This is a genomic window from Bradyrhizobium sp. 1 (assembly GCF_023073315.1).
Taxonomy (GTDB): domain Bacteria; phylum Pseudomonadota; class Alphaproteobacteria; order Rhizobiales; family Xanthobacteraceae; genus Bradyrhizobium.
The window spans coordinates 655,057-678,808 of the sequence record NZ_JADPJH010000034.1 but is presented as its reverse complement, the minus strand read 5'-3'; the positions used below and the strand labels follow the sequence as shown (position 1 = coordinate 678,808).

The 23,752-nt window shown below is 64.4% G+C and carries 22 protein-coding genes and 1 pseudogene; 10 read left to right on the top strand and 13 right to left on the bottom strand.

The window, feature by feature from the left end; translation table 11 throughout:
- Window positions 1-86: 86 nt before the first annotated feature.
- The 3 genes from IVB29_RS33185 to IVB29_RS33175 all read right to left on the bottom strand — a co-directional run bounded on the left by IVB29_RS33185 (window position 87) and on the right by IVB29_RS33175 (window position 3,676).
- Window positions 87-2,030, bottom strand: coding sequence for a carbohydrate porin (locus tag IVB29_RS33185; protein WP_247507696.1), 1,944 nt, complete (start codon window positions 2,028-2,030; stop codon window positions 87-89).
- Window positions 2,031-2,466: 436 nt separating this feature from the next.
- Window positions 2,467-2,730 (bottom strand): hypothetical protein, encoded by a 264-nt coding sequence (locus IVB29_RS33180; RefSeq protein ID WP_247507614.1) that lies wholly within the window; start codon window positions 2,728-2,730, stop codon window positions 2,467-2,469.
- Between the two features lie 139 nt (window positions 2,731-2,869).
- The gene (locus tag IVB29_RS33175) at window positions 2,870-3,676 is read right to left on the bottom strand and encodes a creatininase family protein (protein WP_247507613.1); all 807 of its coding nucleotides are present in this window, start codon (window positions 3,674-3,676) and stop codon (window positions 2,870-2,872) included.
- Window positions 3,677-3,827: 151 nt separating this feature from the next.
- Here IVB29_RS33175 and IVB29_RS33170 point away from each other — a divergent pair, with 151 nt between their 5' ends.
- From IVB29_RS33170 to IVB29_RS33150, 5 genes are read left to right on the top strand one after another with little or no spacing between them, the layout of a single operon-like run.
- Complete coding sequence (locus IVB29_RS33170; protein ID WP_247507612.1) at window positions 3,828-4,850, top strand: ABC transporter substrate-binding protein; 1,023 nt, start codon at window positions 3,828-3,830, stop codon at window positions 4,848-4,850.
- 10 nt (window positions 4,851-4,860) lie between these two features.
- The gene (locus tag IVB29_RS33165) at window positions 4,861-5,676 is read left to right on the top strand and encodes an ABC transporter ATP-binding protein (protein ID WP_247507611.1); all 816 of its coding nucleotides are present in this window, start codon (window positions 4,861-4,863) and stop codon (window positions 5,674-5,676) included.
- Complete coding sequence (locus IVB29_RS33160; RefSeq protein ID WP_247507610.1) at window positions 5,673-6,491, top strand: ABC transporter permease; 819 nt, start codon at window positions 5,673-5,675, stop codon at window positions 6,489-6,491. Before IVB29_RS33165 ends, IVB29_RS33160 begins: the two co-directional genes overlap by 4 nt.
- Window positions 6,491-7,480: a 2-hydroxyacid dehydrogenase gene (locus tag IVB29_RS33155; protein ID WP_247507609.1), complete on the top strand. Its 990-nt coding sequence runs from the start codon at window positions 6,491-6,493 to the stop codon at window positions 7,478-7,480. Before IVB29_RS33160 ends, IVB29_RS33155 begins: the two co-directional genes overlap by 1 nt.
- A complete protein-coding gene (locus IVB29_RS33150) occupies window positions 7,480-8,172 on the top strand; it encodes a protease inhibitor Inh/omp19 family protein (RefSeq protein WP_247507608.1) in 693 nt (230 codons plus the stop codon). Before IVB29_RS33155 ends, IVB29_RS33150 begins: the two co-directional genes overlap by 1 nt.
- Window positions 8,173-8,203: 31 nt before the next feature.
- Here IVB29_RS33150 and IVB29_RS33145 read toward each other — a convergent pair whose 3' ends face one another.
- A complete protein-coding gene (locus tag IVB29_RS33145) occupies window positions 8,204-9,595 on the bottom strand; it encodes a peptidoglycan-binding protein (RefSeq protein ID WP_247507607.1) in 1,392 nt (463 codons plus the stop codon).
- A 314-nt stretch (window positions 9,596-9,909) separates the two neighbouring features.
- On the opposite strand from IVB29_RS33145, the gene IVB29_RS33140 reads away from it, so the two are divergent.
- Both IVB29_RS33140 and IVB29_RS33135 read left to right on the top strand, forming a co-directional pair.
- Window positions 9,910-10,230, top strand: coding sequence for a hypothetical protein (locus tag IVB29_RS33140; RefSeq protein ID WP_247507606.1), 321 nt, complete (start codon window positions 9,910-9,912; stop codon window positions 10,228-10,230).
- 124 nt (window positions 10,231-10,354) lie between these two features.
- Entirely contained in the window at window positions 10,355-10,660 is a 306-nt protein-coding gene (locus tag IVB29_RS33135; protein WP_247507605.1) for a YMGG-like glycine zipper-containing protein, read from the top strand.
- A gap of 58 nt (window positions 10,661-10,718) precedes the next feature.
- On the opposite strand, the pseudogene radC reads toward IVB29_RS33135, so the two are convergent.
- Together radC and IVB29_RS33125 are read right to left on the bottom strand one after the other, a co-directional pair.
- Window positions 10,719-11,441, bottom strand: a pseudogene (gene radC / locus IVB29_RS33130) (DNA repair protein RadC).
- 103 nt (window positions 11,442-11,544) lie between these two features.
- Window positions 11,545-12,489 (bottom strand): EamA family transporter, encoded by a 945-nt coding sequence (locus tag IVB29_RS33125; protein WP_247507604.1) that lies wholly within the window; start codon window positions 12,487-12,489, stop codon window positions 11,545-11,547.
- Between the two features lie 133 nt (window positions 12,490-12,622).
- Between IVB29_RS33125 and IVB29_RS33120 the strand changes: the two genes are divergently transcribed.
- A complete protein-coding gene (locus IVB29_RS33120) occupies window positions 12,623-13,231 on the top strand; it encodes an Ada metal-binding domain-containing protein (RefSeq protein ID WP_247507603.1) in 609 nt (202 codons plus the stop codon).
- 14 nt (window positions 13,232-13,245) lie between these two features.
- Here the strand turns inward: IVB29_RS33120 and map are convergent, their stop codons facing one another.
- Together map and IVB29_RS33110 are read right to left on the bottom strand one after the other, a co-directional pair.
- Window positions 13,246-14,064: a type I methionyl aminopeptidase gene (gene map, locus IVB29_RS33115; protein ID WP_247507602.1), complete on the bottom strand. Its 819-nt coding sequence runs from the start codon at window positions 14,062-14,064 to the stop codon at window positions 13,246-13,248.
- A gap of 121 nt (window positions 14,065-14,185) precedes the next feature.
- Window positions 14,186-15,502 (bottom strand): mechanosensitive ion channel domain-containing protein, encoded by a 1,317-nt coding sequence (locus IVB29_RS33110; protein WP_247507601.1) that lies wholly within the window; start codon window positions 15,500-15,502, stop codon window positions 14,186-14,188.
- 212 nt (window positions 15,503-15,714) lie between these two features.
- Here IVB29_RS33110 and IVB29_RS33105 point away from each other — a divergent pair, with 212 nt between their 5' ends.
- The gene (locus IVB29_RS33105; RefSeq protein ID WP_247507600.1) at window positions 15,715-17,508 is read left to right on the top strand and encodes a potassium/proton antiporter; all 1,794 of its coding nucleotides are present in this window, start codon (window positions 15,715-15,717) and stop codon (window positions 17,506-17,508) included.
- A gap of 158 nt (window positions 17,509-17,666) precedes the next feature.
- Here the strand turns inward: IVB29_RS33105 and IVB29_RS33100 are convergent, their stop codons facing one another.
- From IVB29_RS33100 to IVB29_RS33080, 5 genes are read right to left on the bottom strand one after another with little or no spacing between them, the layout of a single operon-like run.
- Window positions 17,667-18,575 carry a polysaccharide deacetylase family protein gene (locus IVB29_RS33100; protein WP_247507599.1) on the bottom strand — a complete coding sequence of 303 codons (909 nt, stop codon included), beginning with the start codon at window positions 18,573-18,575 and terminating at the stop codon, window positions 17,667-17,669.
- Between the two features lie 4 nt (window positions 18,576-18,579).
- Entirely contained in the window at window positions 18,580-19,377 is a 798-nt protein-coding gene (locus tag IVB29_RS33095; RefSeq protein ID WP_247507598.1) for an ABC transporter permease, read from the bottom strand.
- Window positions 19,377-20,240, bottom strand: a complete 864-nt coding sequence (locus IVB29_RS33090; protein WP_247507597.1) for an ABC transporter permease — start codon at window positions 20,238-20,240, stop codon at window positions 19,377-19,379. The genes IVB29_RS33095 and IVB29_RS33090 overlap by 1 nt, the downstream gene beginning before the upstream one ends.
- Entirely contained in the window at window positions 20,237-21,316 is a 1,080-nt protein-coding gene (locus tag IVB29_RS33085; protein ID WP_247507596.1) for an ABC transporter ATP-binding protein, read from the bottom strand. Before IVB29_RS33085 ends, IVB29_RS33090 begins: the two co-directional genes overlap by 4 nt.
- A complete protein-coding gene (locus IVB29_RS33080) occupies window positions 21,313-22,347 on the bottom strand; it encodes an extracellular solute-binding protein (RefSeq protein ID WP_247507595.1) in 1,035 nt (344 codons plus the stop codon). Before IVB29_RS33080 ends, IVB29_RS33085 begins: the two co-directional genes overlap by 4 nt.
- A 196-nt stretch (window positions 22,348-22,543) precedes the next feature.
- On the opposite strand from IVB29_RS33080, the gene IVB29_RS33075 reads away from it, so the two are divergent.
- Window positions 22,544-23,296: a GntR family transcriptional regulator gene (locus IVB29_RS33075; protein ID WP_247507594.1), complete on the top strand. Its 753-nt coding sequence runs from the start codon at window positions 22,544-22,546 to the stop codon at window positions 23,294-23,296.
- Window positions 23,297-23,752: the final 456 nt, after the last annotated feature.

Below are 23,752 nucleotides of genomic sequence, written 5' to 3'. Positions count from 1 at the left end.
CGCCGGGCCGAGCCCCTTATATATGAACTCCATGCGCGATTTGCCCGGTTCCGACCCAAATTGTCACACCGGAACGGTGGAGTCGGTCAGAATTCGGCGTGCAAGCGTCCCGAGAAGATCGACACCGGTCCACGATCGGCGTTGTAGGCGGGGTTGACGATCAGCTGATAGTCGGCGGTGAGGGTCACGTTCCTGACCACGGAGTAGGCGTAATACGCTTCGAGAATACGTTCGTTGCGATAGTTGAGCTGGCCGTCGCCGATCAGCAGGCCGGTGCCGCCTGCGGCAAGGAAAGCGCGATGCGCGTCCGACAGGCCGTTGATGGCGCCGCCGATGCCGATCGTATCGTCCGGCCGGCCCCAGCGGCTGCCCTTGACCGAGAGGCCGCCTGAAACGCTGCGGTCGATATCGGTGAAGGAGAGAATCTGGTTCTGGCCGTCGTTCCAGCTCGCGCGGGCGAACAGGCCGACATCGTTGACGAGCTGCTGCTCGAGATTGACGTAGAAGCCGTATTTGGAGCGCGTGCGCTGGTTCGCGGTCGCGATGGCGTTGATGTCGAGCGCGGGGTTGGCGGCCGCCTGCGCAACGACGTCATTGTAGTTCGCGGTGTTGCCGCTGTTGGTAAAAGCGCCGACGCGCAGTTTACCCGGCTGCTCGAAGATCGCATGGCGCTCCTCGAATTCGACGACCGCGCCGCCCGTCTTGTAGACCAGTGTATCGCTGTTGGGCGCATCGGGGACCTGGAACAGACCGCCGCGCACGGCCCAGTCCTTGCGATTGAGCTCGACAATAGCGCCGCGGGTGTAACCCGGAAGGTCGGCGGGGAAGTCGTATGCGGCCGAGGCCCACATCGCCCAGTTCATGAAGTCGGCGCGGGGGTCTTTTGCGTATGAGTTGCCGTCGAAGAAATCACCGACGGCGAAGCGGCCGACGATCAGTGTGACGCGGTCGATGTCGCGCTTGCCGGCAAGCTGGTTCGGAGCGTCCGGGACCTCTTCCTGCTCGCCGCCGAGGCCAAAAGTCTGCTTGAAGTAGTAGCGCTGCGCGCGAATCTTCGGGAACGGCGCGCCGGCCTTCTGCGCCTCGCCGTTCGAGAAGCCCGCAAGTCCCAGCGTGCCGTTGAGGCCAAAACCCTGGGCCAACTCCGGATTGAAATAGAACTCGCCGCCGTCCCACAGCCGCGCGCCGAGGAAGGCTGTCGTGGTCCACGTCGCCTGAAACTGGCCTCCGCCGGGCAGGCTCTGCGGACTTGCATAGGGCGAGTGGATCGGCCCGTAGCCCTGCGGCAGCACGGTCGTCTGCGCGTGGACATTCCAGTCACTGGATTCCGGCAGTTTCGTCTTGCCGTTGATCGGCGCCATCCAGGGCGTATCGCCAAATTGGTAGTTGAGGCCGAGCTTGAACAGGTGAACGCGCGGCTCGACATCGACATTGCCGAGGCCAAAGCTGCTGAGGTCGTAGCTTCGGCGCGACAACGCGACGTAATCGTATTCGGCCTTTGCGGTCCAATTGCCGCTGACAGCGAATTCGAGGCCGAGTCCCGCCGTCCATCCGGTCTGATACTTTCCGACCGGAAACAGCTCCGAGATTCCGTCGGCATCGTTGACGTTGATATGCGTGTGGCCCCAGGCGAAACCGCCGGTGACGAAGGGCATGAAACGGTCGAACGCATAACCGATGCGGCCGCGCACGGTGCCGACATAGTCGATCGTGGTGTTGAAGGGCGCCGGTGACCGCTCATGCGCGACGATGTCGCGTGCGCCACTGAAGGTGGAGTCCGCTTCGATGCCGAGCACCACGCGGTTTGCGAGCTGGCGATTATAGCCGAGCTGATAGCCGCCGTTCAGTCCAGTCGCGCTTGGCGGCAGGATCACGCCCTGCAAGGGCAGTGCATTGGTGCCGGCTCCAAAGCTCGCATCGCCATAGCCGGAATGGCCGCCGACATAGAAGCCGGTCCAGTCGTAGAGGGTTTTCGCGGTGCGTGCCTTCAGCGGCAGGTCGGCGGCAAAGCCTGCGCCCGGAAACGCCATCACGCCCGAGGCAATCGCCGCGGCCGTCCGCAAATATTTGTAACGGTGACCTCTCAACGTCAAAACGCACGCCCCCAAACGCGAATGGACCCATCCGCCGCAACCAACATCCCTGCCGATTCGCAGCCGCCCTGTCATCAGGTCTTGGTTGCCGCCGCGATCGGATCGGATGATCCCGATTCCACGCGATTTCTTCCCAAGCCCCTCAGCTTGCTGCAAACCTTATTGCGATTAATTCGCAATAGCAACTGGTGCGGATTGCCGCAGGGAATCGTTGGCATCGCTGTGTGACGGGACTGCAACAAATTCCCGGGCCCAGAAACAGATGACCCCGCCCGGGGGGACAGCCGGGCGGGGTCGGGGGCACGACACGGGGTGGATGAGGCGCCCGTGTCGGACGCGGGATCCACGATGAGATCGGCCTCAGGTACCTGGATCAGTAGCAGCTGCGAACGCGGCCGACGTACTGGCCGAAGGCGTTGTACTGGGCGACCCAGCCGCAGCGGTGATAGCCGTAATAATAGGGGTCATTGCTGGCGGCGATCGCGGAGCCGACCACAGCGGCGGTGGCGATGCCTGCGCCGACACCCCAGACCCAGCCGGGCGGCTTGGCTTGCGCCTGCGAGGTGGTGGACACCATGGTGCCGGTGACGGCGAGGGCGGCGAGAGCGATGGCGGCAATTTTGGTCTTGATCGACATGTGAAACTCCATCCGGGTTGAGGCGGTCCGTTGTGGTCCGCGTGCCCAGTTGGACGGAGGCACCTCGCGTCCGGTTCGAATCCACGAATTGCGGCCGTGGAATCCAGCTGTTTCCTGAATGATCCCAGTGAGATGCGAGCTAGCCGAGGGGGCCCTTGGCGAGCCTGTTCACGTCGAAGTTATCGACTTCTTCGAGCAGCTCGCAGAAAGCCGTCGCGCCCTGATCGAGCAGCCGCTCGCCCTTCTCGGCGACAGCCATTGTCGCGTTGCCGATCGCGCCGCTCGGATGGAGATCCTGCGCCTGCCAGGCGAACGGCGCGGGCCGCTGCGTTGAGAGCCAGCGATATTGCTTCTCCATCGCGATGCTGCTCGCGGGAAAATCCGCGATCGCATCCTTGCGCACCTGATCGGGATAGCGCGCCAGCATGATCGAAGTTTCGATGGCGCCGCCGTGAATGCCGTGGCGCACTTCATCGGCCGGGAATAATGTGTCCGCGCCCGAGAGCCGCGACCACGACGTCGTCACCACGAACAGTTTTTGGTGCGCGCGCAGATCCTGCGCGATCAGCATCATTGCCGCGCTGTTGCCGCCATGGCTGGTGATGATGACGAGCTTTCTCACGCCGCGCCGCGCGACCTCTTCGCCGATCCCTGTCCATCGCTTCAGCGCGACCTCAGTCGGTAGCGTCTGCGTGCCGGGATAGTCGATATGCTCGGTGGAAATCCCGATCGGTTCAACGGGCAGGAACGTCGCCGGAACGCTGTCGGGCAGAAGCTCGCGCACGCGCGCCAGATAGGCGTCGGCGATCAGCACGTCGGTCGTAACAGGCAGATGCGGGCCGTGCTGCTCGGTTGCCGCCAGCGGCAGCACCGCGATCCAGCGCGACACATCCGCCGGGGCAGCACTGGCCCAGTTGATGTCGATCCAGTCGCGGGATGGCCTCATTGAGTTTTCTTTGGTGGTTTCTTTGCCCAATTTTGTCACGTAGTTTGGGGTATGGAGGGGACGCAGGCCTGGCCGGCTCGCGTCCCCTGATCTCTTGCGGTTTTATCGCGTTGGACTGGGATCGGCTAGAAGCGATCGACGGAGTGCACCCATGAGCCCCTCTCATTTGCGGCGAGCGTTAACGGCGGGCTTGATGGCCGCTTGCGTCTCTCTTGCGCCTGTAAGGGCCGAGACGCTGGACAAGGTCACCTTCGGCACCAATTGGGTCGCCGAGGCCGAGCATGGCGGTTTCTTCCAGGCGGTCGCCGACGGCACCTACAAAAAATACGGCCTCGACGTCACCATCGTCCCAGGCGGGCCCAACGAGAACAACCGGATGCTCTTGATCGCCGGCAAGATCGACTTCTTCATGGCCGCGAACACGCTGATGTCGTTCGATGCGGTCGCCAACAACGTCCCCGTCGTGACCATTGCCGCGGTGTTCCAGAAGGATCCGCAGGTGATGCTGACCCAGCCTGATGCCAAGGTCGCCAGGATCGAGGACCTCAAGCCGCTGACCTTGTTCGTCTCCAAGGAGGGCATGACCAGCTACTTCCAGTGGCTGAAGTCAGAATACGGCTTTAGCGAGAAGAACGTCCGTCCCTACAATTTCAATCCGCAGCCCTTCATCGCCAACCCCAAGAGCGCGATGCAGGGCTACGTCACCTCCGAGCCGTTCGCGGTCGAGAAGGCCGCCGGCTTCAAGCCGAACGTGCTGCTGCTCGCCGATTACGGCTTCAACACCTATTCGACTTTGATCGAGACCCGCCGCGACATCGCCGAGAAGAAGCCCGACCTCGTGCAGCGCTTCGTCGATGCCTCCATGATCGGCTGGTACAATTACATCTACGGCAATAACTCCGCCGGCAATGCCATGATCAAGAAGCTCAATCCGGAGATGACCGACGATCTGCTCGCCTATTCCGTCGCCAAGATGAAGGAATACGGCATCGTCGATTCCGGCGACAGCTTGAAGAGCGGCATCGGCGCGATGAGCGACGATCGCTACACCTCCTTCTTCAACAAGATGGTGAAGGCCGGCGTCGTGAAGGGCGATCTCGACTTCCGCAAGTCCTACACGCTGCGCTTCGTCAACAAGGGCGTCGGCGTCGAGCTGCGCCCGAGCAAGCCGTAACGCTGGGTCCATGTCTGCTGTCAAAACCTCGTCCGGGGCCGAGGCCGGCCTGACGGCCCTCGCCGTCAGCCTGCGCGGCGTGACGAAGGCGTATGACAATGGCGTCATGGCGCTCGGCCCGCTCGACCTTGCCGTGCGCAAGGGCGAGTTCATCTCGCTGCTCGGCCCGTCCGGCTGCGGCAAGTCGACGGCGCTGCGGCTGATCGCGGAGCTCAGTGCGCCGTCATCAGGCACCGTGCGGGTGGCGCGCCACGAAGGCGAGGTGTTACCAGGTCATGGCATCGGCTTCGTGTTTCAGGAGCCGACCCTGATGCCCTGGACCAGCGTGCGCGAGAACGTGCGGCTGCCGCTGAAGCTCGGCGGCGTACCAAAGGCCGAGGGGCGCGCGCGTGCCGATGAAGCACTGGCCAGTGTTGGCCTTGCCGATTTCGCCGACGCTTTCCCGCGCGAACTGTCCGGCGGCATGAAGATGCGGGTGTCGCTGGCGCGCGCGCTTGTCACCAATCCCGACATCCTCCTGATGGACGAGCCGTTCGCGGCGCTCGACGAGATCACGCGCTTTCGCCTCAACAACGATCTGCTCGCGCTGTGGCGAGCTCTGGGCAAGACCGTCATCTTCGTCACCCATTCGGTGTTCGAATCCGTCTATCTGTCCCAGCGCGTCGTGGTCATGACGGCGCGGCCCGGCCGCATCCAGGCAGACATCCGCATCGAGACGGTCGAGCCGCGCGGCGAGGAGTTTCGGACTTCAGTCGCCTATTCCGACTATTGCCGGCGCGTGTCGGCGGCGCTGGCGCCGTCCTATTCGGGGCAGTCGACGCTATGAACGCGCAAGCCGCCGCCACCGCAAAACCATCAGGCGCACCACGCGCGACGCGCATTGTGCTTCCGGTCATCGTGTTCGCGGCGGGACTTCTCGCCTGGGAACTCCTGGTCCGCATCAAGGACATCCCGCCCTACGTGCTGCCGGCGCCTTCCGTCATTGTCCTGACACTGATCAAGGACTGGGCGGTGCTGTCACAATCGCTCGCGGCCACGCTTCTGACGACGCTCGAAGGTTTTGTCGCCGCCAGCATCGGCGGCATCGCGCTGGCGCTGCTGTTCAACCAGTCGAAATGGGTGGAATATTCGCTGTTCCCCTATGCCGTCGTGCTCCAGGTGACGCCGGTGATCGCGATTGCGCCGCTGCTTCTGATCTATCTGGAGCAGCAGACCGCGGTCGTGGTCTGCGCCTTCATCGTCGCCTTTTTCCCGGTGCTGTCGAACACCACGCTCGGGCTGAATTCGGTTGATCGCAACCTCGCCGGGCTGTTCCAGCTCTACGGCGCCTCGCCGCCGCAGACCCTGCGTTTCCTGAAGCTGCCGGCGGCGCTGCCCTATATCCTCGGCGGCTTGCGCATCGCCGGCGGCCTGTCGCTGATCGGCGCGGTCGTGGCCGAGATCGCGGCCGGAACGGCCGGTGCCGGCTCCGGGCTCGCCTATCGGATCGCCGAATCCGGCTACCGGTTGAACATACCCCGCATGTTCGCAGCGCTGCTTTTGTTGTCGCTGGCCGGGATTGTCATCTATGGGGTGCTGGCGCTAGTTTCCCACCTCGTTTTACGGCGCTGGCACGAGAGCGCACTTGGAAAGGAAAACTGATGTCTACCGGTTCGATTTCGTCCGACAAGATCGACCTTTTGATTTATGGACCGGTCCGGCCGATCCTCGAGAACGGGTTTTCCGATCATTTCATCGTGCACAAGGCCGAGACGCGGGGCGACCTCGAGCGGCTGACGCCGGCGATCCGCGAAAAAGTCCGCGGCGTCGCCGTGACCTATCACACGGTCCGCGCCGACAAGGACTCGCTGTCGCAGCTGCCCAAGATCGAGATGGTGGCAAGCTTCGGCGTCGGCTACGACCACATCGATTCCAAATACGCGGCCGAGCACAACATCATCGTCACCAACACGCCCGACGTGCTGACCGAAGAGGTCGCCGACGTCGCGATGGGCCTTCTGATCTCGACGGTGCGTGAATTCATCAAGGCCGATCGTTACGTCCGCTCCGGTCTCTGGCAGACCCAGAACTATCCGCTCAGCGTCGGTTCGCTGCGCGATCGCAAGGTCGGTATCGTCGGCATGGGCCGGATCGGACAGGCGATCGCGCGCCGGCTCGATGCCTCGCTGGTGCCGGTGGTTTATCACACCCGCAATCCGTCCAAGGACGTCTCCTACAAGCACTATCCTGATCTGATCGAGATGGCGAAGGCGGTGGATACGCTGATGGTGATCGTGCCCGGCGGCGCCAGCACCAACAAGATGGTCAATGCCGAGGTGCTCAAGGCGCTCGGTCCGCGCGGCGTGCTGGTCAACGTCGCGCGCGGCTCCGTCGTCGACGAGCAGGCTTTGGTCCAGGCGCTCAAGTCCGGCACCATCCTCGCTGCCGGTCTCGACGTGTTCGCAGCCGAGCCGAGCGTGCCGGACGAGCTCAAGAGCATGCAGAACGTCGTGCTGCTGCCGCATATCGGCTCGGCCTCGGTGGTGACGCGCAACGCGATGGACCAGCTCGTGGTCGACAACCTCAAATCCTGGTTCGCCGGCAAGGCGCCGCTGACCCCGGTTGCCGAAACGCCGTTCAAGGGGCGCTGATGAGAGGTCTTCGGGTCGTTGCATTCGCCGTCGCGGCCTGCGTTGCCGCGATCGGCGCTGCGCGTGCGCAGGATGCGACGACCCTGAAGAAGGACATGGTGGGGCAGTGGGAGCTTTCGACCACCGAGCGCAGCAAGACCTGCGTGGTCACGATGAAGGGCGATCCTGCTGGACAGGGGTTCAAGCTGGAGCTGGAGCCGGCCTGCAAGGCTGCGCTGCCCTTCACCAAGGACATCGTCGCTTGGAGCGTCAGGGGTCTCGACATCGTCCGTTTGCAGGATGCGACCGGTGAATCCGTGATCGACTTCACCGAGGTCGAGGCCGGCATCTTCGAGGGCCTGCGACAGGGCGAGGGCGTCTACATCCTGCAGGATCTCGCCGCCGCGCGGTCGATGGCGAAGTCGATGGACCAGATGATCGGCGATTGGTCGATGGTGCGCGGCAACGGCCAGCCGGTGTGCGGGCTGACTCTGACCAACACGGAAGCCGGCCCGGACAACTTCCAGGTCTTCCTCAAGCCGAGATGCGACGCGACCATCGCGCAGTTCAACCCGACGCAATGGCGGCTCGAACGCGGCCAGATCATCCTGATGTCGAAATCAGGCGACGTCTGGCAGTTCGAGGCCGACGACAACGCGCAGTGGCGGCGCGTCCCCGACGCCGCCGATCCCCTGATCATGCTGCGGCAGTAGGCGCTGCCACGATTGGCGCGGTGGTCTCAACTCACGTCGTCGGCTTGGGCGGCGGCGCGGTGCCTTGCGCCCACTTCTCCATCTTGCCGAGCACGCCCCAGGCGGTGAGCGCCAGCGAGATCGGCATTGCGAACTGGCCGAGGCCCGGCACCGCCGAGACGATCGTCCCGAGCAATCCGGCAATGCCGCCCGCATTGGGGCTCGCCGTCACCGACGAGAGCAGTGCGGTGAGCACGGAGCCGCCGAGGCCGAGCGCGGTCTTCTTGCCGTCGAGCAGCTTCCCGATGGTTTCGCCGAGCGCGCCGTTGACTTGTCCGAGCACGGGCTTGCCGTCCTTGTTGAGCAGCGCGCCGAGCAGGTCGATCACCTGCTTCAACTGATCGACGGGCGCGGCGTTCGGCGCGCCCGGCTTGGTCGTCCCGGGTACGGCGCCGGTCTTGTTGACGAGCGTCAGCAACCGCTCGAGCAGGTTGATCGGGTCGCCGGCTGCGGGCGCCGGGTTGGTCGGCACCGCCGCCGGCACCCTCGGTCCGGATTGAAACAACGTCACCAGATCCTCCAGGCGCTTCAGAATGGGAGACAAGTCCGCCGGCTGCGCAACCGCCATCGATTGCTGCGCGGCCCGCGTGATGGCGGCGACCGTCGCGCCGTCCAGGGCCCCGGATTCGGTGATGCCGTGCTGCTGCTGAAACTGCGCCACCGCCGCCTTGGTCTTCGGTCCGACGATGCCGTCTTCCTCAAGCGGGGGATTGGCGCCGATCTTGTTGAGCGATTGTTGCATCAGCAACGCCATCGGCGCGATCCGCTCCTCGGGTTCGAGTTGGCCCACCAGCGTCGGGGCGCCGTCGAGATTGATCGAGGGGTCCAGTTCCATCATCGCCCGGAGGATCGTCGCTGCGCCCAGTTGCTTGTCGACCTCGCTGGACGAGAAGTCGCCATCACCGACGAACTTTCCACCCCTCTGTTCCGGCGGCCCATAGATGTTGGATCCGGACCACAGATAGGGCGAATTGATGCCGCGGCCGCGATAGCCGAAGCCGTTATACTGCTCCAGCCGAAACATCGTTCTTGCAACGCCCCAGTCGCGTGCGCCGATAAATCCCTCGTGCCTGAGCGCGTCCACGGCGCCTTCGGCGAACGAGGTAAACGGGCCATGTCCCTTCGGGACGATGGTCGTCATCCGACTAAGCGGCTGGCCGTTTCCGAGATATTTGCTGAAGTTGAAACTGGCTTCGCGCGAATGAAGGATGGCGACGAACCACCAGGGTACGTCGGTCTTGTCTTCGATCTGCTTATAGATATCCTTGCTTTTGATGGCCGTGTTTGCTGCGTGGTTCGCCTCGTCGGCGTGCGAGGGCCTGATCTTCATGTTGGACCAGTTTCGTTCGTACTCGTCCTTGATCCTGTCGAATGACACAGCCATTGTTCGGCTCCCGCAAATTGATGGATGATCGAAATCTCATGCAAGTCAGTTGTGAACCAGGCGCCGTGATCGGGGCGTGACTCCAGCGTGATCTGCGCGAATGTCGCAGGTTGCCGGTTGGGGCCATATGAAGTGGCTTACAGTTTTTGGCCACCAATCGGCGAGCCCTACGTCAATGCGATTGTCCGTTCGGGAAGCAGGCGCCGTAGCCGGTGTATCGGCGTCGCACCGTCATTCCTGTGGTTTGCCCGTTGTGTTGAATGATGCGATAGCTACAATCTTACCGAGAGCGTGAATTCCATTCAGGTCCCCCGATGTTCAGAGCCGTCGTCATCCTTGTTCTCGCCTTTGCCCTGTCCGGTTGCGGTGCTGTGGACGCACTGAAAGACGGTATGCAGCACGCGCAGGCCGTCGAGGGCGATCTCGAGCAGTCGACCGGCGTAAGGCCGCAAGTCGGCTTCAACTGGCGCAATGGCCGCCTCGCATCGGTGACCGTCATGTTCCCGAAACTTTATCAAACCAAGCCGCTGGGCGACCTCGCCGGCCTTGTGCGCGAGACGGTGACCAGGGAATTCAACCAGACGCCGGACGCGATCGTGCTCTCCTTTGTTCTGGCCAAGGGCCCCTCGGTCTGAGGGCCGCGTGGCTGTCGCGACAGGCTGGCTCCGTGGCGCGGCAAGCGGGCGGTCTGCGACAATTGGTCTGGTCCGGGATCGTCGCGAACGCTATGACTACAAGCATCAACCGGGAGGATTCGGGATGCTTCGAGCTGTTGGAATGGTGGTGTGTCTGACCGTTGCGATGGCGGTGCCGGGACATGAAGCGGCAGCCCAGGATGCCGTCGGCGGCGCGATCATCGGCGGTGTTGGCGGGGCGATCCTCGGTGGCGCGATCGGCGGAGGCCGTGGCGCCGCAATCGGCGCCGTCGTCGGTGCCGGGACGGGCGCTGCGATCGCCTCCGAGGGCGAGCGCCGCCGCTCCGGCTACTACGCCTATCAACGCGGCTGCTACATGCAGCGCCGGGACGGCTCCTACGTCCCGGTCGACCCCCGATATTGCTACTAAGCGATCGGCCTGATGTTGGCATCGTCATTGGTCGTGCATTGACCGAAGACGATGCTTTCTAGATCAACCGCATCCCGCGCAGGCTCGCATGCCCGCTCTTGCCCACGATGATGTGATCGTGCACCGAAATGCCCAGCGGCTTGGCGATGTCGATGATCGCCTTGGTCATCTGGATATCGGCCTGTGACGGCGAGGGATCGCCTGAGGGGTGATTGTGCACCAGGATCAGCGCGGTCGCGGAGAGCTCGAGTGCGCGCTTGATGACCTCGCGCGGGTAGACCGGGGTGTGGTCGACGGTGCCGGTCTGCTGCACCTCGTCGGCGATCAGCTGGTTGCGCTTGTCGAGGAAGAGCAGGCGGAATTGCTCCTTGTCGGAAAAGGCCATGCTGGAGCGGCAATAGTCGATCACCTCGTTCCAGGACGACAGCGCGTTGCGGCTGTTGACCTCGCCCTTGGCGACGCGATGCGTTGCGGCCGCGATCAGCTTGAGCTAGTGGACCGCGGCTTCGCCGATGCCGTCGATCTCGCGCAAGCGCGCCACCGGCGCGTGGATGACTTCTGCGAACGAGCCGAAAATCTTGATCAGCGTTTTCGCCAGCGGCTTGGTGTCGCGCCGCGGCAGGGCCGGAAACAGCGCCATCTCCAAAAGCTCGTAGTCGCTGAGCGCATCGGCGCCGGCGCTGTAGAAGCGCTCGCGCAGCCGCTCGCGATGGCCGAGATAGTGCGGCGGATCTGGCTCGGATTGACTAGACGGATCGCTGGAGCTGGATTTGGCGGACATCGCGCGGCAGCATTGCCGCGGAGCAGCTATTTTGCAACCGCCAATTGCGCCGGGGTCAACGATCGCGGTCGCGCTCCTCCTTCACAGCGCAAGATGGCAACCATCAGCCCCGCGGTTTCCAATCATGTCGCGCCGGCCGGGGCACCGTGACGGTGACGACGCCAGCGAGAATGAGCGCCATCCCGGCGAGGCTGGACCAGGTGAAGTGCTCGCCGAGCCATACGGTGCCGAGCGCCACGGCAAAGCCCGCACGCAAATAGCTCCCGCTGGTCGTGCCAAGCGGGCCGAGGGTGTGGATCAGCCGGAAATAGATCACCATCGCAAGGGCCGTACAGATGATCGCGAGCGTGATGACCGCTGCGACCGCGCTCGCGGGCGGTGGCGGGAGTGTCCAGGGCTGTTCGATGGCGGCGGCCGCGGGGACCATCAGCGCTGCGGCGCAACTCATGGCTCCGGCCGCGGTGACGATTGCGGGCAGGCCCGAGAAGCGCTGTCCCCATATCGGTGCGAGCGCGTAGCAGAGGCTTGCGCACAGCACTGCGGCCTGGGCCAGCGGAGCGGCGGTGCCGATTCCCGAGAATGCATCGGCCCCCATGGTCACGATAACGCCCGCAAGACCAAGCGTGACGCCGATGATCTTCCGGCTGCCGATCGCCTGCCGCCCACGCCCGCTCATCACCGCGATCGCGAGCACGAACATCGGAGAGGTCGCATTGAGCACGCCGGCGAGACCGCTTGCGATATGCATCTCACCCCAGCTGATCAGGGTAAACGGCAGCGCGCTTTGCAGCAGCCCTTGCACGAAGAAGGCCGCCCACATCGATCCTCGACCGGGAAGAGCGTGCCCCTGAGCGCGAGCGACCGCGATCAGGAGAATGGCCGCGATCGTCACGCGCGCGGCGACCATCGTGAATGGAGGGATTGTCGGGATTGCGACCTTGATCAGCGTGAACGAGCTGCCCCAGATCAGTGAGAGCAGCAGCAGAAGCCCGATCTCGAACGCGAGAGGGGTTTGTCCTGACGTCGTGTGTTGCGCCTGCGTGTGCATTGCGAATCTGCTCCGGGATGGATCGGGACCATGATCCGGCGCGGCGGCGCAGGCTGGCTGAATTCGGACCTCATCGCCCGATCGAGTCCGATTCCAGCTACTCGGGGAGCCCCGATGAAACTATGATTCCGCCATGACGAAAATCCTGGCGAAAGTTTCCGCGCAGCCGCCAACGCTGCCACCGCATCTCGACTGGGATACCTGCGACCGGGCGCGGCTGGCGCGTATGCGCGCGTTCGACGGCCTGTTCTTTTCAGGTGTTCGCTCGACGAGGATCTACTGCAGGCCGGTCTGCCCGGTTCGCCCGGCGCGCTCGGAGAATGTCACCTTCTACCCGACCGCTGCCGCCGCCGAGCGGGCCGGCTTTCGCCCGTGCCTCCGCTGCCGCCCGGAAACGGCGCCGGGGTCTCCGGCCTGGCTGGGAACGGCCACCACCGTGGCGCGCGGGATGCGGCTGATCAATGACGGTTTTCTGGATCGCGCCAACGCCGCGGAGCTGGCCGAAGCCCTCGGCGTCGGGCCGCGCCATCTGCTGCGGCTGTTCCTTCGTCACGCCGGCGCGAGCCCGAGCGAGATCGCGGCAACGCGGCGTGTGCAGGAAGCCAAGCGCCTGATCGACCAAACCGACATGACCCTGGCGGAGATCGCGTTTGCGGCCGGCTTCGGCAGCGTGCGCCGGTTCAACGATGCCTTTGCCGCGACCTACAAGCGGGCGCCATCGTCATTCCGCCGCCGGCGGTAGCCGATGCGACGGAGTTACCCGATCTGCTTCTCGCCGTGCCGCTCCGACAGCGTGAAAATCTCGACACCCGTCGCGGTGACGCCGACCGAGTGCTCGAACTGCGCCGACAGCGAGCGGTCGCGGGTCACGGCGGTCCAGCCGTCGGAGAGGATCTTCACATGCGGCTTGCCGAGATTGATCATCGGCTCGATGGTGAAGAACATGCCGGGCTTGAGCTGGACGCCTTCGCCGGGCCGGCCGATATGGATGATGTTCGGCTCGTCGTGAAACATGCGGCCGAGGCCATGGCCGCAGAAATCGCGCACCACGCTCATGGCCTGCGGCTCGACAAAGCTCTGGATGGCATGGCCGATATCGCCGGTGGTGGCGCCTGGCTTCACCGCGGCGATGCCGAGCATCATCGCTTCATACGTGACTTCGATCAGCCGCTCCGCCTTGCGCGCGATCGGGCCGACCGCATACATCCGGCTGGAATCGCCGTACCAACCGTCGACGATGAAGGTGACGTCGATATTGACGATGTCGCCTTCCTTCAGCGGACGGTCGCCGGGCATGCCGTGACAGACCACGTGGTTGAGCGAGGTGCAGGTCGAATAGCGGTAGCCGCGATACATCAGCGTCGCCGGATAGGCATTGTGGCTGAAGGCGAAGTCGCGGACGAACTGGTCGATGCGCTCGGTCGGCACGCCGGGCCCGACGATGTCGGTGAGCTCGTCGAGACACTTCGCCACCAAAGCGCCCGCCTTGCGCATTCCGGCAAATGCGCTCGGCCCGTGCAGCTTGATCTGTCCGGTCTTGCGCAGGGAGGTATCGGAGGCTTCGACGTAGCTCATGCGGGGCGGTCTTCTGGGCTCAAATCTCGATGTCGGCGGAAAGGCTTGATTTCAGGGCCATAATCTAATGATCACGGGCCTTCATGCAAGTCAGGCGGGCCTCTTGCGCCCGAAACAGGGCCTAATTCGGGACTTCTACGGTGGTTTCCACCGGCAGGGCGCCGCCGCGGACGCGGATTTCGCGGACCGGGTAGGGAACCCGGATGCCCTCGCGCTTGAAGGCGTCCCAGAGCGCCAGCATGACGTCGCTCTTGACGTTGTCCATGCCGTCGGGGTCCGCGATCCAGAAGGTCAGCGAGAACTTCATCCCGGCTTCGGCGAACTCGGTCAAAATGCTGTTCGGCGGCTTGCCCTTCGTCGCGCGCGGATGGGCGGCGGCGGTCTCGGCGGCGAGCTTGCAGACCAGCCGGGGGTCGGCATCATAATTGGTGCCGAAGGCGATCTTCACCAGCGTGTTCTTGTCGGTATAGGTCCAGTTGACGACCTTCTGCGTCACCAGATCCTCGTTCGGCACCAGGAATTCGCGGCCGTCGCCGGCGGCGACGGAAATATAGCGCGTCTTCATCGCGCTGATGCGCCCGGTGTTGTCGCCGATGGTGACGAGATCGCCGGGTTTCACCGATTTGTCGGCGAGCAGGATGATGCCGGAGATGAAATTGGCCACGATCTTCTGCAGGCCGATACCGATGCCGACGCCGACCGCGCCGGAGAATACCGCGAGCGCCGAGAGGTCGATGCCGACGGAACCGAGCGCGATCACGATCGCGATCGCAAGCAGGCCGATGCGGATGATCTTGACCAGCAGCACCTGCACCGACGGCGTCAAGTCGGTCGCCGAATTGATCCGGCTCTCGGCGAAATTGCTGGCGATGTTGGTGACCCAGAGCGCGATGAGCAGCAGCACGCCGGCCTTGATCACCAGCAGCGGCGTCAGCCGCAAGCCGCCGAGCACGATGGCGAAGGAATCGAGCAGGTCGACCGTCGCGCTGAGTTGCCCGATGATGGACAGTGCTGCGACGAACCACGCCGTGACCGACACCAACCTGACGATAAAGGCGTTGCGGAGCACCGGGGTCACCAGCCGGATCGCGAGCCAGGCCAGGCCCAGCTTGGCCGCGACCATCAGCAGGTAGCTGCGGCTCGGCCAAGTCGCGTGATACATCACGACGCGGGAGACGATCACGAGCAGGGTGAACACCGCCGTCGAGGCGCTGGACATCATCACGCGGGCGAAGTGCCGGAGCGGTAGCGGCCAACCGATCGCCAGCGATGTCAGGTCGACGCGGTTGCGAACCCCGGCTTCCGCCGCATAGGCGATGCCGGCCGCAGCGAGAATGAGGCCGAATTGCAGGTAGAACCAGGGTGAGGAGATTTCCGCCCCGACGCTGCGCGCGGTCGTATGCACGAACTCCATGAAGTCTTTGAGGTCCATGTCCATCGGGCAGGTTCTCGTCGGGAAGCGGGGAGGAATTGATTCGAGGGCGCCGCAGAATCCCACAAAGGCAGCGGCCGGGCCATCGATACACCGCTATGTGAAGCGCGTTAAGGCCGCAAAATACGGGCAGATTGCCGCGAGGCGCGAAAATGGGTTGGCGCGGGAGTCCGCCGACGATAAGGATGCAAGTCCAGCGATTTGTACCCGGAAGGTGGATGGCCTCCCTCGACTCTGTCAGCCTCGCCATATTGCTCGGCGCCGTCCTCGTCATGGCCGGTATCCTGTCGAGCCTGCTTGCACTGCGCTTCGGCGCGCCCTTGCTGCTGGTCTTCCTTGCAATCGGCATGCTCGCGGGCGATTCCGGCCCCGGGCAGCTCCAATTCGACGATGTCCGCACCACCTATCTGGTCGGCTCGGTGGCGCTGGCCCTGATCCTGTTCGACGGCGGCCTGAAGACGCGCTTTGCCAGCATCCGCACCGTGCTCGCGCCCTCAGTGGTGCTCGCGACCGTCGGTGTGCTGCTGACCGCGCTGGTCACGGCGCCGTTCGCCAAATACGCGCTCGACCTCAACTGGACGGAGGCGCTGCTGGTCGGCGCCGTCGTGGCCTCGACCGACGCGGCCGCCGTGTTTCTGCTGGTGCACACCCAGGGCCTGCGCCTGCGCCCGCGCGTCGGCGCGACGCTGGAAGCCGAATCCGGCACCAACGATCCCTTCGCGATCTTCCTCACCTTGATGCTGGTCGAATACATCTCGCTGGGATCGACCTCGGCAGGCCATGTGGCGATGGAGTTCATCCAGGAGGCGGTGCTGGGCGCCGTCGTCGGATTCCTCGGGGGACGCCTCGTCGTCATCGCCCTCAACCAGGTCGCGCTGCCACAGGGCCTGCACGCGCCGTTCGTGACCACCGCCGCGCTCGTGATCTTCGGCGGCTCGCAGATGATGCACGCCTCGGGTTTCCTCGCGGTCTATCTCGCCGGCATCATCATCGGCAATCGTCCGACCCGCGCGCATAATTCGGTGGTCGCCTTTCTCGATGCCGCGACGTGGCTCGCGCAGATCGTGATGTTTGTGCTGCTCGGCCTGCTGGTCTCGCCGAGCCGGCTCGGCGCCAGCGTGCTGCCGGCGGTCGGGGTTGCGTTCGTGCTGATGCTGGTCGCGCGGCCGCTCGCGGTGTTCGTCTGCCTGGCGCCGTTCCGTTTCAACTGGCGCGAAAAGATCTTCATCGCCTGGACCGGCCTGCGCGGTGCCGTCGCGATCTTCCTGGCCTCGATCCCGATGCTGGTGGGCCTGTCGAAAGCCTATCTCTATTTCGACGTCGCCTTCGTCGTCGTCATCATCTCGCTGCTGCTGCAAGGCTGGACGCTGGCGCCCGCCGCACGCAAGCTGCATGTGGCGCTGCCGCGCGCCGAGCGCGGCCCACGACGTGTCGAGCTGGACCTGCCAGGCCAGCTCGAGCAGCAGCTGGTCGGCTACCCGGTGCGGCCGAAAAGCCTGTATTTCCGCCGTGGTCTGATCCCGTCCTGGTCGAAGCCGACGCTGGTGATCCGCAAAGAGAGCATCCTGACGCCGACAGAAGCCGATCCGATCGCGCCCGGCGATTACATCTATCTGCTGGCGCCGCCGGAAAAGGCCGAGTCACTCGACCGCTTCTTCGTCGATATGCAGCCAAGCACCACGCCCGATCCGCATCTGCTCGGCGACTTCATGGTCTCCGGCGAGCACACGCTGGCCGAGCTTGCGGAAATCTACGGCGTCAAGGTGAGTGAGGACGAGGGCAAGCTGACGCTCGCCGACTATTTCGACGTCCATCTCGACCGCGCGCCGAAAGAAGGCGCCGAGATCGCGCTGGACGAGATCGTGCTGGTTGCGCGCAGCATCTCCGGCGGCCGCGTCAACGTCGTAGGCCTGCGTCTGCCGGAAGACGACGAGACGCCGGCCCCGCTGACGCGCCGGCAAGCGCTGCGGAAGAAGCTGGCGGAGGTGTGGAGCTCGGTGGCGGGGGTTTAGGATCGTCCTGTGTCCCGGACGCGCTGCAGCCTAGGCGATGCGTAGCATCGTCCGGAAACGCTGCTGCGCAGAGCCGGGACCCAGAATGCCGCAACATGGGCCCCGGCTCAGCAGCGCACCACTTCGTGATGCGCTGCGTCCGGGGCACGAAGAGTGCGTCACACCCCCGCCGGCACCACTTCCTTCCAATGCCGCGCAATCGCCGCGCGCGGTGCGATCCACGCGGCACCGCTCTTTGTCATGTGCGCCAAAATCCGCTCCAGCGCGCCGATCCGGCCTGGCCGTCCGATCATGCGCAGATGTAGGCCGACCGACATCATCTTCGGCGCCGTCTCGCCCTCGCGCCGGAGCCACTCGAACGCATCGATGACATAGTCGGCGAAGTCGGCGCCGTTGAAGCGCGAGGCGTTGTAATATTGCATGTCGTTGGTGTCGAACGCATAGGGCAGCACGAGGTGCTGCTTGCCCAAAACCTCCCGATAATAGGGCAAATCGTCATTATAGGCGTCGCTGTCGTAGAGAAAGCCGCCGTCCTCGACCAGCAGGCGCCGCGTGTTCGGCGATGTCGCCGAGCGGGTGTGCCAGCCGACCGGGCGATGTCCGGTGACGCGTTCGATCGCCGCCACTGTCTTCGCAATGACCGCGCGCTCGCTCGCCTCATCCATGTCGGCGTGGCTCTGCCAGCGCCAGCCATGCGCCGATACTTCGTGGCCGCGCGCGATGGCATCGCGCGCCAGCTCCGGCGAGCGCTCGACGGCGCGGCCGCAGGAGCTCACCGTGGCCGTGACGCCGTGCGCGTCGAAGAAATCCATGATGCGCCACCACGCGGCGCGGGTGCCGTATTCGAAATGGCTGTCGATGCAGGAGTCCGGGCCGTCGAGCTTGTGGACGACCTCGTAGATCGCTTCGTTGTTTGAATCACCGTCGTTGATCGAGAACTCCGAGCCCTCCTCGAAATTCACCACCAGGGACACAGCGACGCGCGCGCCGTTCGGCCAGCGCGGGTTCGGCGGCTTGCCGCGGTAGCCAACGAAATCGCGCTGCGAAGATTTGGGTTCGTTGCTCATGGAATCAATCCGAAGTTCCGGCCATGCGATGCAGGCCGACGACGCGATCGCTGACGAACAGCAAGATTACTGTCCCGGCGAGAATGAGGGTGGAGAGTGCCGCGAGCGTCGGGTCGGGCGCCTCCTCGATATATTGCAGCATCCGGATCGGCAGCGTCTTGGTGCGGACGTCGGCGAGGAAGATCGACACCGGATAATTGTCGAACGAGGCCAGGAACGAAAAGATCCCGGCGATCAGGAACGACGGCGCCAGCGCCGGCACCATCACGCGCAGAACGCTGCCGGGATAGGTGCAGCCGAGCGTGCGCGCCGCCTCGATCAGCGTGAAATCGAACCGCGCAAGTCCTGAGATCATCGTGCGGGCGACGTAAGGTAGCGTGATCACGAGATGTGCGACCAGCAGTGTCGCCCACGGCGCGGTGAATCCGACCGCACGAAACCCCTGCAACAGCGCGATGCCGAGCACGAGGCCAGGCATCATCAGCGGCGAGACCAGCGCGGTGGCAAAGACATTTGCGCCCGGTAGTTTTCCGCGCGCGATCGCGATGGCCGCGAGCGTGCCGCAGACCAATGAGATCGCGGTCGAGAACAGCGCGATCTCAAGCGACAGCAGCAGCGACGGCCAGAAGCCGTCGAGCCGGCCTATCTTGCCGTACCACCGCGTCGATGCCCCCGTCAGCGGCAGGTCGAACACCGGCGTCGGCGAGAAGCTCGCGGCTGCGATTACCAGCAATGGCGCGATCAGGAACAGCGCCAGTCCGATCGCCATGACCCAGCAGACGATGATTGCGGCGCGCGTCATCACTTCGGCTCCCGCGACAGGCGCGCGCTCAGCGCAACGACGGCAATCGCGATTGCCAGCAGCACGACGCCGGCGGCAGCGCCGAAGCCGGGTTCGCGCGCCAGCAGATAAGCTTTTGCGATCGTGGTCGCGAGCGTCGGATATTTTTCGCCGATCAGCAGCGTCGGCACCACATAAGCGGAGACCGACAGCGAGAACGCCAGCGCGACGCCCGCGATGATGCCGGGCAAGGTCAGCGGCAGGATCACGCGGAAGAACGTCACGACCGGCGACGCCCCGAGCGTGGCTGCGGCCTCCGCATAGCGGGAATCGAGCTGCGCGACGATGGCGTAGATCGGCAGGATCATGAAAGGCAGGAAGATATTGACGGCGCCGACGATCAACGCGGTCTCGGTGAAGATCATCCGGATCGGGTCTTCGATGATGCCGAGCGCGATCAGCGTCTCGTTGACGATGCCGTCGCTGCGCAGCAGGATCGTCCAGGCAAAAGCTTTCACGATGACGCTGGCCGCAAGCGGCAGGAACAACGTCGCCAGCAGCAGCGAGCGCAAGGGTCCGCGGGCCCGCGCCAGCGCAAACGCGGCGGGATAGCTGATCAGGAAGGCGATCAGCGTGGTCAGCAATCCCAGCCGCAGCGAATTCCAGATCACCCAGAGGTAATAGGGCGCGCCGAGCAAGCGCTTGTAGTTGGCAAAGGTCAGCCCATTCGCATCAACGAAGCTGACGCCGAGCAGGAGCACCAGCGGCAGCGCGAACACGCCGGCGATGATGACGAAGGAGGGCAGCACGAAGCCGATCGCGGTCAACCGTTCTCGGTCGACCTTGGGCGACGCGACCGGTGCGGAAAGGGCCGCCTCGGTCATGCCTGCGCTTCCATCGGAAACGCAAAGGTCTCGGTCACAGGCCAGCTCAGGCGGATTTCGTCGTGCACATCAGGGATCGCGCCGTCGCGCCCGGAGAGTTCGGCGAGCAGGCTTTCACCGGCGCCGGCATCGACCTCGACCAGCGTGCGCGAGCCCTGGAACACCACGGAGCGGACGCGGCCTGAAGCCGAATTCGTCTCACCTCCGCCACCGATCCGAAGCTGCTCCGGCCGCGCGGCAACGATGACGGGGGAGCCCGCCTGGAAACTGCCGAGCGCCGAGAGGCGGCCGACCTTGGTCTCGACGTGGACCTTGCCATTGTCAGCGGAAAGCACAGTGCCCGAGATCCGCGTCGACAGCCCGACGAAGTTGAGCGCGAACAGGCTTGCAGGCCGTAGATACAATTCGCGCGGCTCGGCGAGCTGCTCGATACGGCCCTTGTTCATCACCGCGACGCGGTCGGACATGGTCAGCGCTTCGTCCTGGTCGTGGGTCACGAAGATCGCGGTCGCCTTCACCTCCTGGAGCAGGCGGCGCAGCTCGACCTGCATCTCCTCGCGCAGCTTGCGATCGAGCGCGGAGAGTGCCTCGTCGAACAGCAGCACATCGGGCTCGACCGCGATGGCACGCGCCAGCGCGACGCGCTGCTGCTGCCCCCCTGATAGCGCCGAGATGCGCCTGCCAGCGAGATGACCGAGCTTGACCAGCGACAGCGCACGCTCGACCGCGATGTCGATCTCGCGCCTGGCCATGCCGCGCACTTTCAGTCCGAACGCGACATTGCCGGCGACGGTGAGATGCGGAAACAGCGCGTAGCTCTGGAACACGACGCCGACATTGCGCTTGTGCGGCGGTACGTTGGTGATGTCGCGGCCGGCGAGCTCGACCTTGCCTGTATCGGGTTGCGCGAGCCCCGCAATGGCGCGGAGCAGGGTGGTCTTGCCGCAGCCGGAGGGGCCGAGCAGCGTCACCAGCTCGCCGCGGCGGATGGTGAGGTCGATGTGATCGAGCACCGTCGTCGGCCCGTAGCGCTTGGAGACGCCGCCGACGACGAGATGCGGGCTGCCCTCGCTCATGTCATCTCCTTGCTCCAGCGGTCGACCCAGCCGGCGCGGTTCTTGGCGACGAACGCCCAGTCCGGCGCAAATAGCGAAGCGGGATCGGGGAAGCCCGCCGGGGTTGGCGTGCCCTTGTTGGTCGGCGCGACAAACGCCTTGTCGGCAAGGATGGTCTGCGCCTCCGGGCTGAGGAAGAAGTCGATCGCGGCATCCGCGAGATCGCCGGCCGGTGCGCCCGCTACCTTCGCGATGCCTGAGGGCATCGCAAAGCCGCCGTCCTGCGGCACGGCGAGATCGACCGGCGAGCCCTCCGCCTTGCGGATCAGCGTGTAGGCGGAAAACTGGCCGCCGATCATCCAGGCCTCGCCCTGCTCCATCAGATTGATCGCCTGCGGCGCGTTGGTATAGACGTTCAGCAAATTCGCCTTCAGCTCCTTCGCCTTCTTGAAGGCGGCGTCGATCTCGTACTGCGCCTCCTTGTAGGGTTTTCCAGTCTCGAGATGCGCGGCCGCAAGCAGCGTCCAAAAACCTTCGGTGTTGGAGAGTGACGGCACGATGACCTTGGAGGCATATTTCGCGTCCCACAGATCGGACCATTTGGCGGGCGGGGTCTTCATGCGCTTGGTTGAATAGGCGATGCCGGCCCAGGGCCGCTGGTAGTTCGCCCACATGCCGTCCTGATGCACCGAGCCGTCCACGAGCTTGCCGAGATTGGCGATGGACGATGCCGACATCTTGGTGATGAGTCCCTCAGCCGCCGCCGGCAGCATCACGGGATCGTCCATGATAACGACGGAGATCTTTGGCGCGGCCTTGTCGGCCTGCATCTTCTGCAAATTCGTCAGCGAGTTGGTGCCTTCGTAGAGCACCTTGCAGTCGAGCTTCTTCTCCAGCACCGGAAACAGATCGGCATTGAAATATTTTGCGGCGCCGGCTGGGCCGCCGATGACGATCTCCCTGGGCGCGGCGCGTAGCCGTGCCGGAGCCGCGAGAGTTGCGGCGAGAGCCACGCCGGATTTCAAGACGCTGCGTCGGGATTGGGTGTGCATGGGCATGTCCCGTTTGTTGTGCGTAAAGCTTGCAACGAAGCAGCAGCAAGCGCCATGCCAAATGTGCACATTTTTAAATCACATAATGATTTCAATGGAATGGACCTATGACGAGATTGATCCCTGTGCAGGAGCGCAGAAAATGTGCACATTTTTTGGAGGTGACGCTGCGCATCCTTTGGGCCTAGCTATCGCCATGGCGACGCAGCGCAGGCGCAACGGCAAGGGGATCGGCAAGGGGATTGGCAAGGCCAATCCGGCAGAGGACGAGGCGGTCTATCAGGCCATCCTGCACGCGCTGCTGGAGGGCAAGTTGAAGGCCGGCGTCAAACTTGCCGAGCCGCCGCTCGCCGACATTTTTGGCGTCTCGCGCGAGCGCATCCGCAAGGTCCTGCACCGGCTCGGCGCCGAGCGGCGCCTGGAAATGATCCCCAACCGCGGCGCCCGCGTGCCGCGCCCGACGCTCGACGATGTCCGCAGTGTCTACGAGGCGCACCGCGTGCTCGAGGCCGGCGTGCTGACGCAGCTCGTCCGCCTTGTCGACGAAGCCTTGATCGAAAAGCTGACTGCGCATCTCGCTGAGGAACGTGCCGCCGCAACGCGCGGCGATCGCGCCGCGTCGGTGCGGCTGTCCGGCGCGTTCCATGTCCATCTGGTCGAGGCACTCGGCAATGCCGAGCTCACGCGGTTCCTCGCCGATCTGCTCAGCCGCTCCTCGGTGATGGTTTCGGTCTACGAGCCGGCCACGGATTCGATCTGCGCCGTGGACGAGCACGGCGCCATCGTCGAGGCGTTACGCGCCCGCGATGTGGCGCGTGCGATTGCCGTGTCGCGCGAGCATTTTTTGCATGTGGAGAGCCGCCTGCATCTGGATGATGATCCGGCGCCGGCCAGTGAGGATTTGACGAGTGTGTTCGGCGCAATGAAGCCGAAGCGGCGCAAGCGCTAGCGTTTCGCGCCGCTCTCTCCTCCCGTCATTGCGAGGAGCCCTTGCGACGAAGCAATCCAGTCTGCCTCCGCGGAAAGATCCTGGATTGCTTCGCTGCGCTCGCAATGACGGTGGAGGGACTACGGCCTCACGTCAGCACCTTCATCCCGCCGAACGACGTCACCCACCCTGCTTCAACATCACGATCCGGATTTTTGTCCAGTTCATTGCGGCAACGTTGCGGCTCCATCGGGCTCGATCGTCGCGGATATTTTCTGACCGCTGCGCATTCGCGACAGACTCTCGCAATGTTGGCGTGAGACTGAAGCCACTGTCGGGCGAGGCTTGATCATCCTGCAGCGCCGGACATGGCTCATCCGGCGCGTGTCTTTCGCGTTCGATGGCGGACACGGGCAAGCGGAAAGACCTTTGAATGACCTTGGTACAAGACCTCATCTGCGAAACCGGCTGCGACGC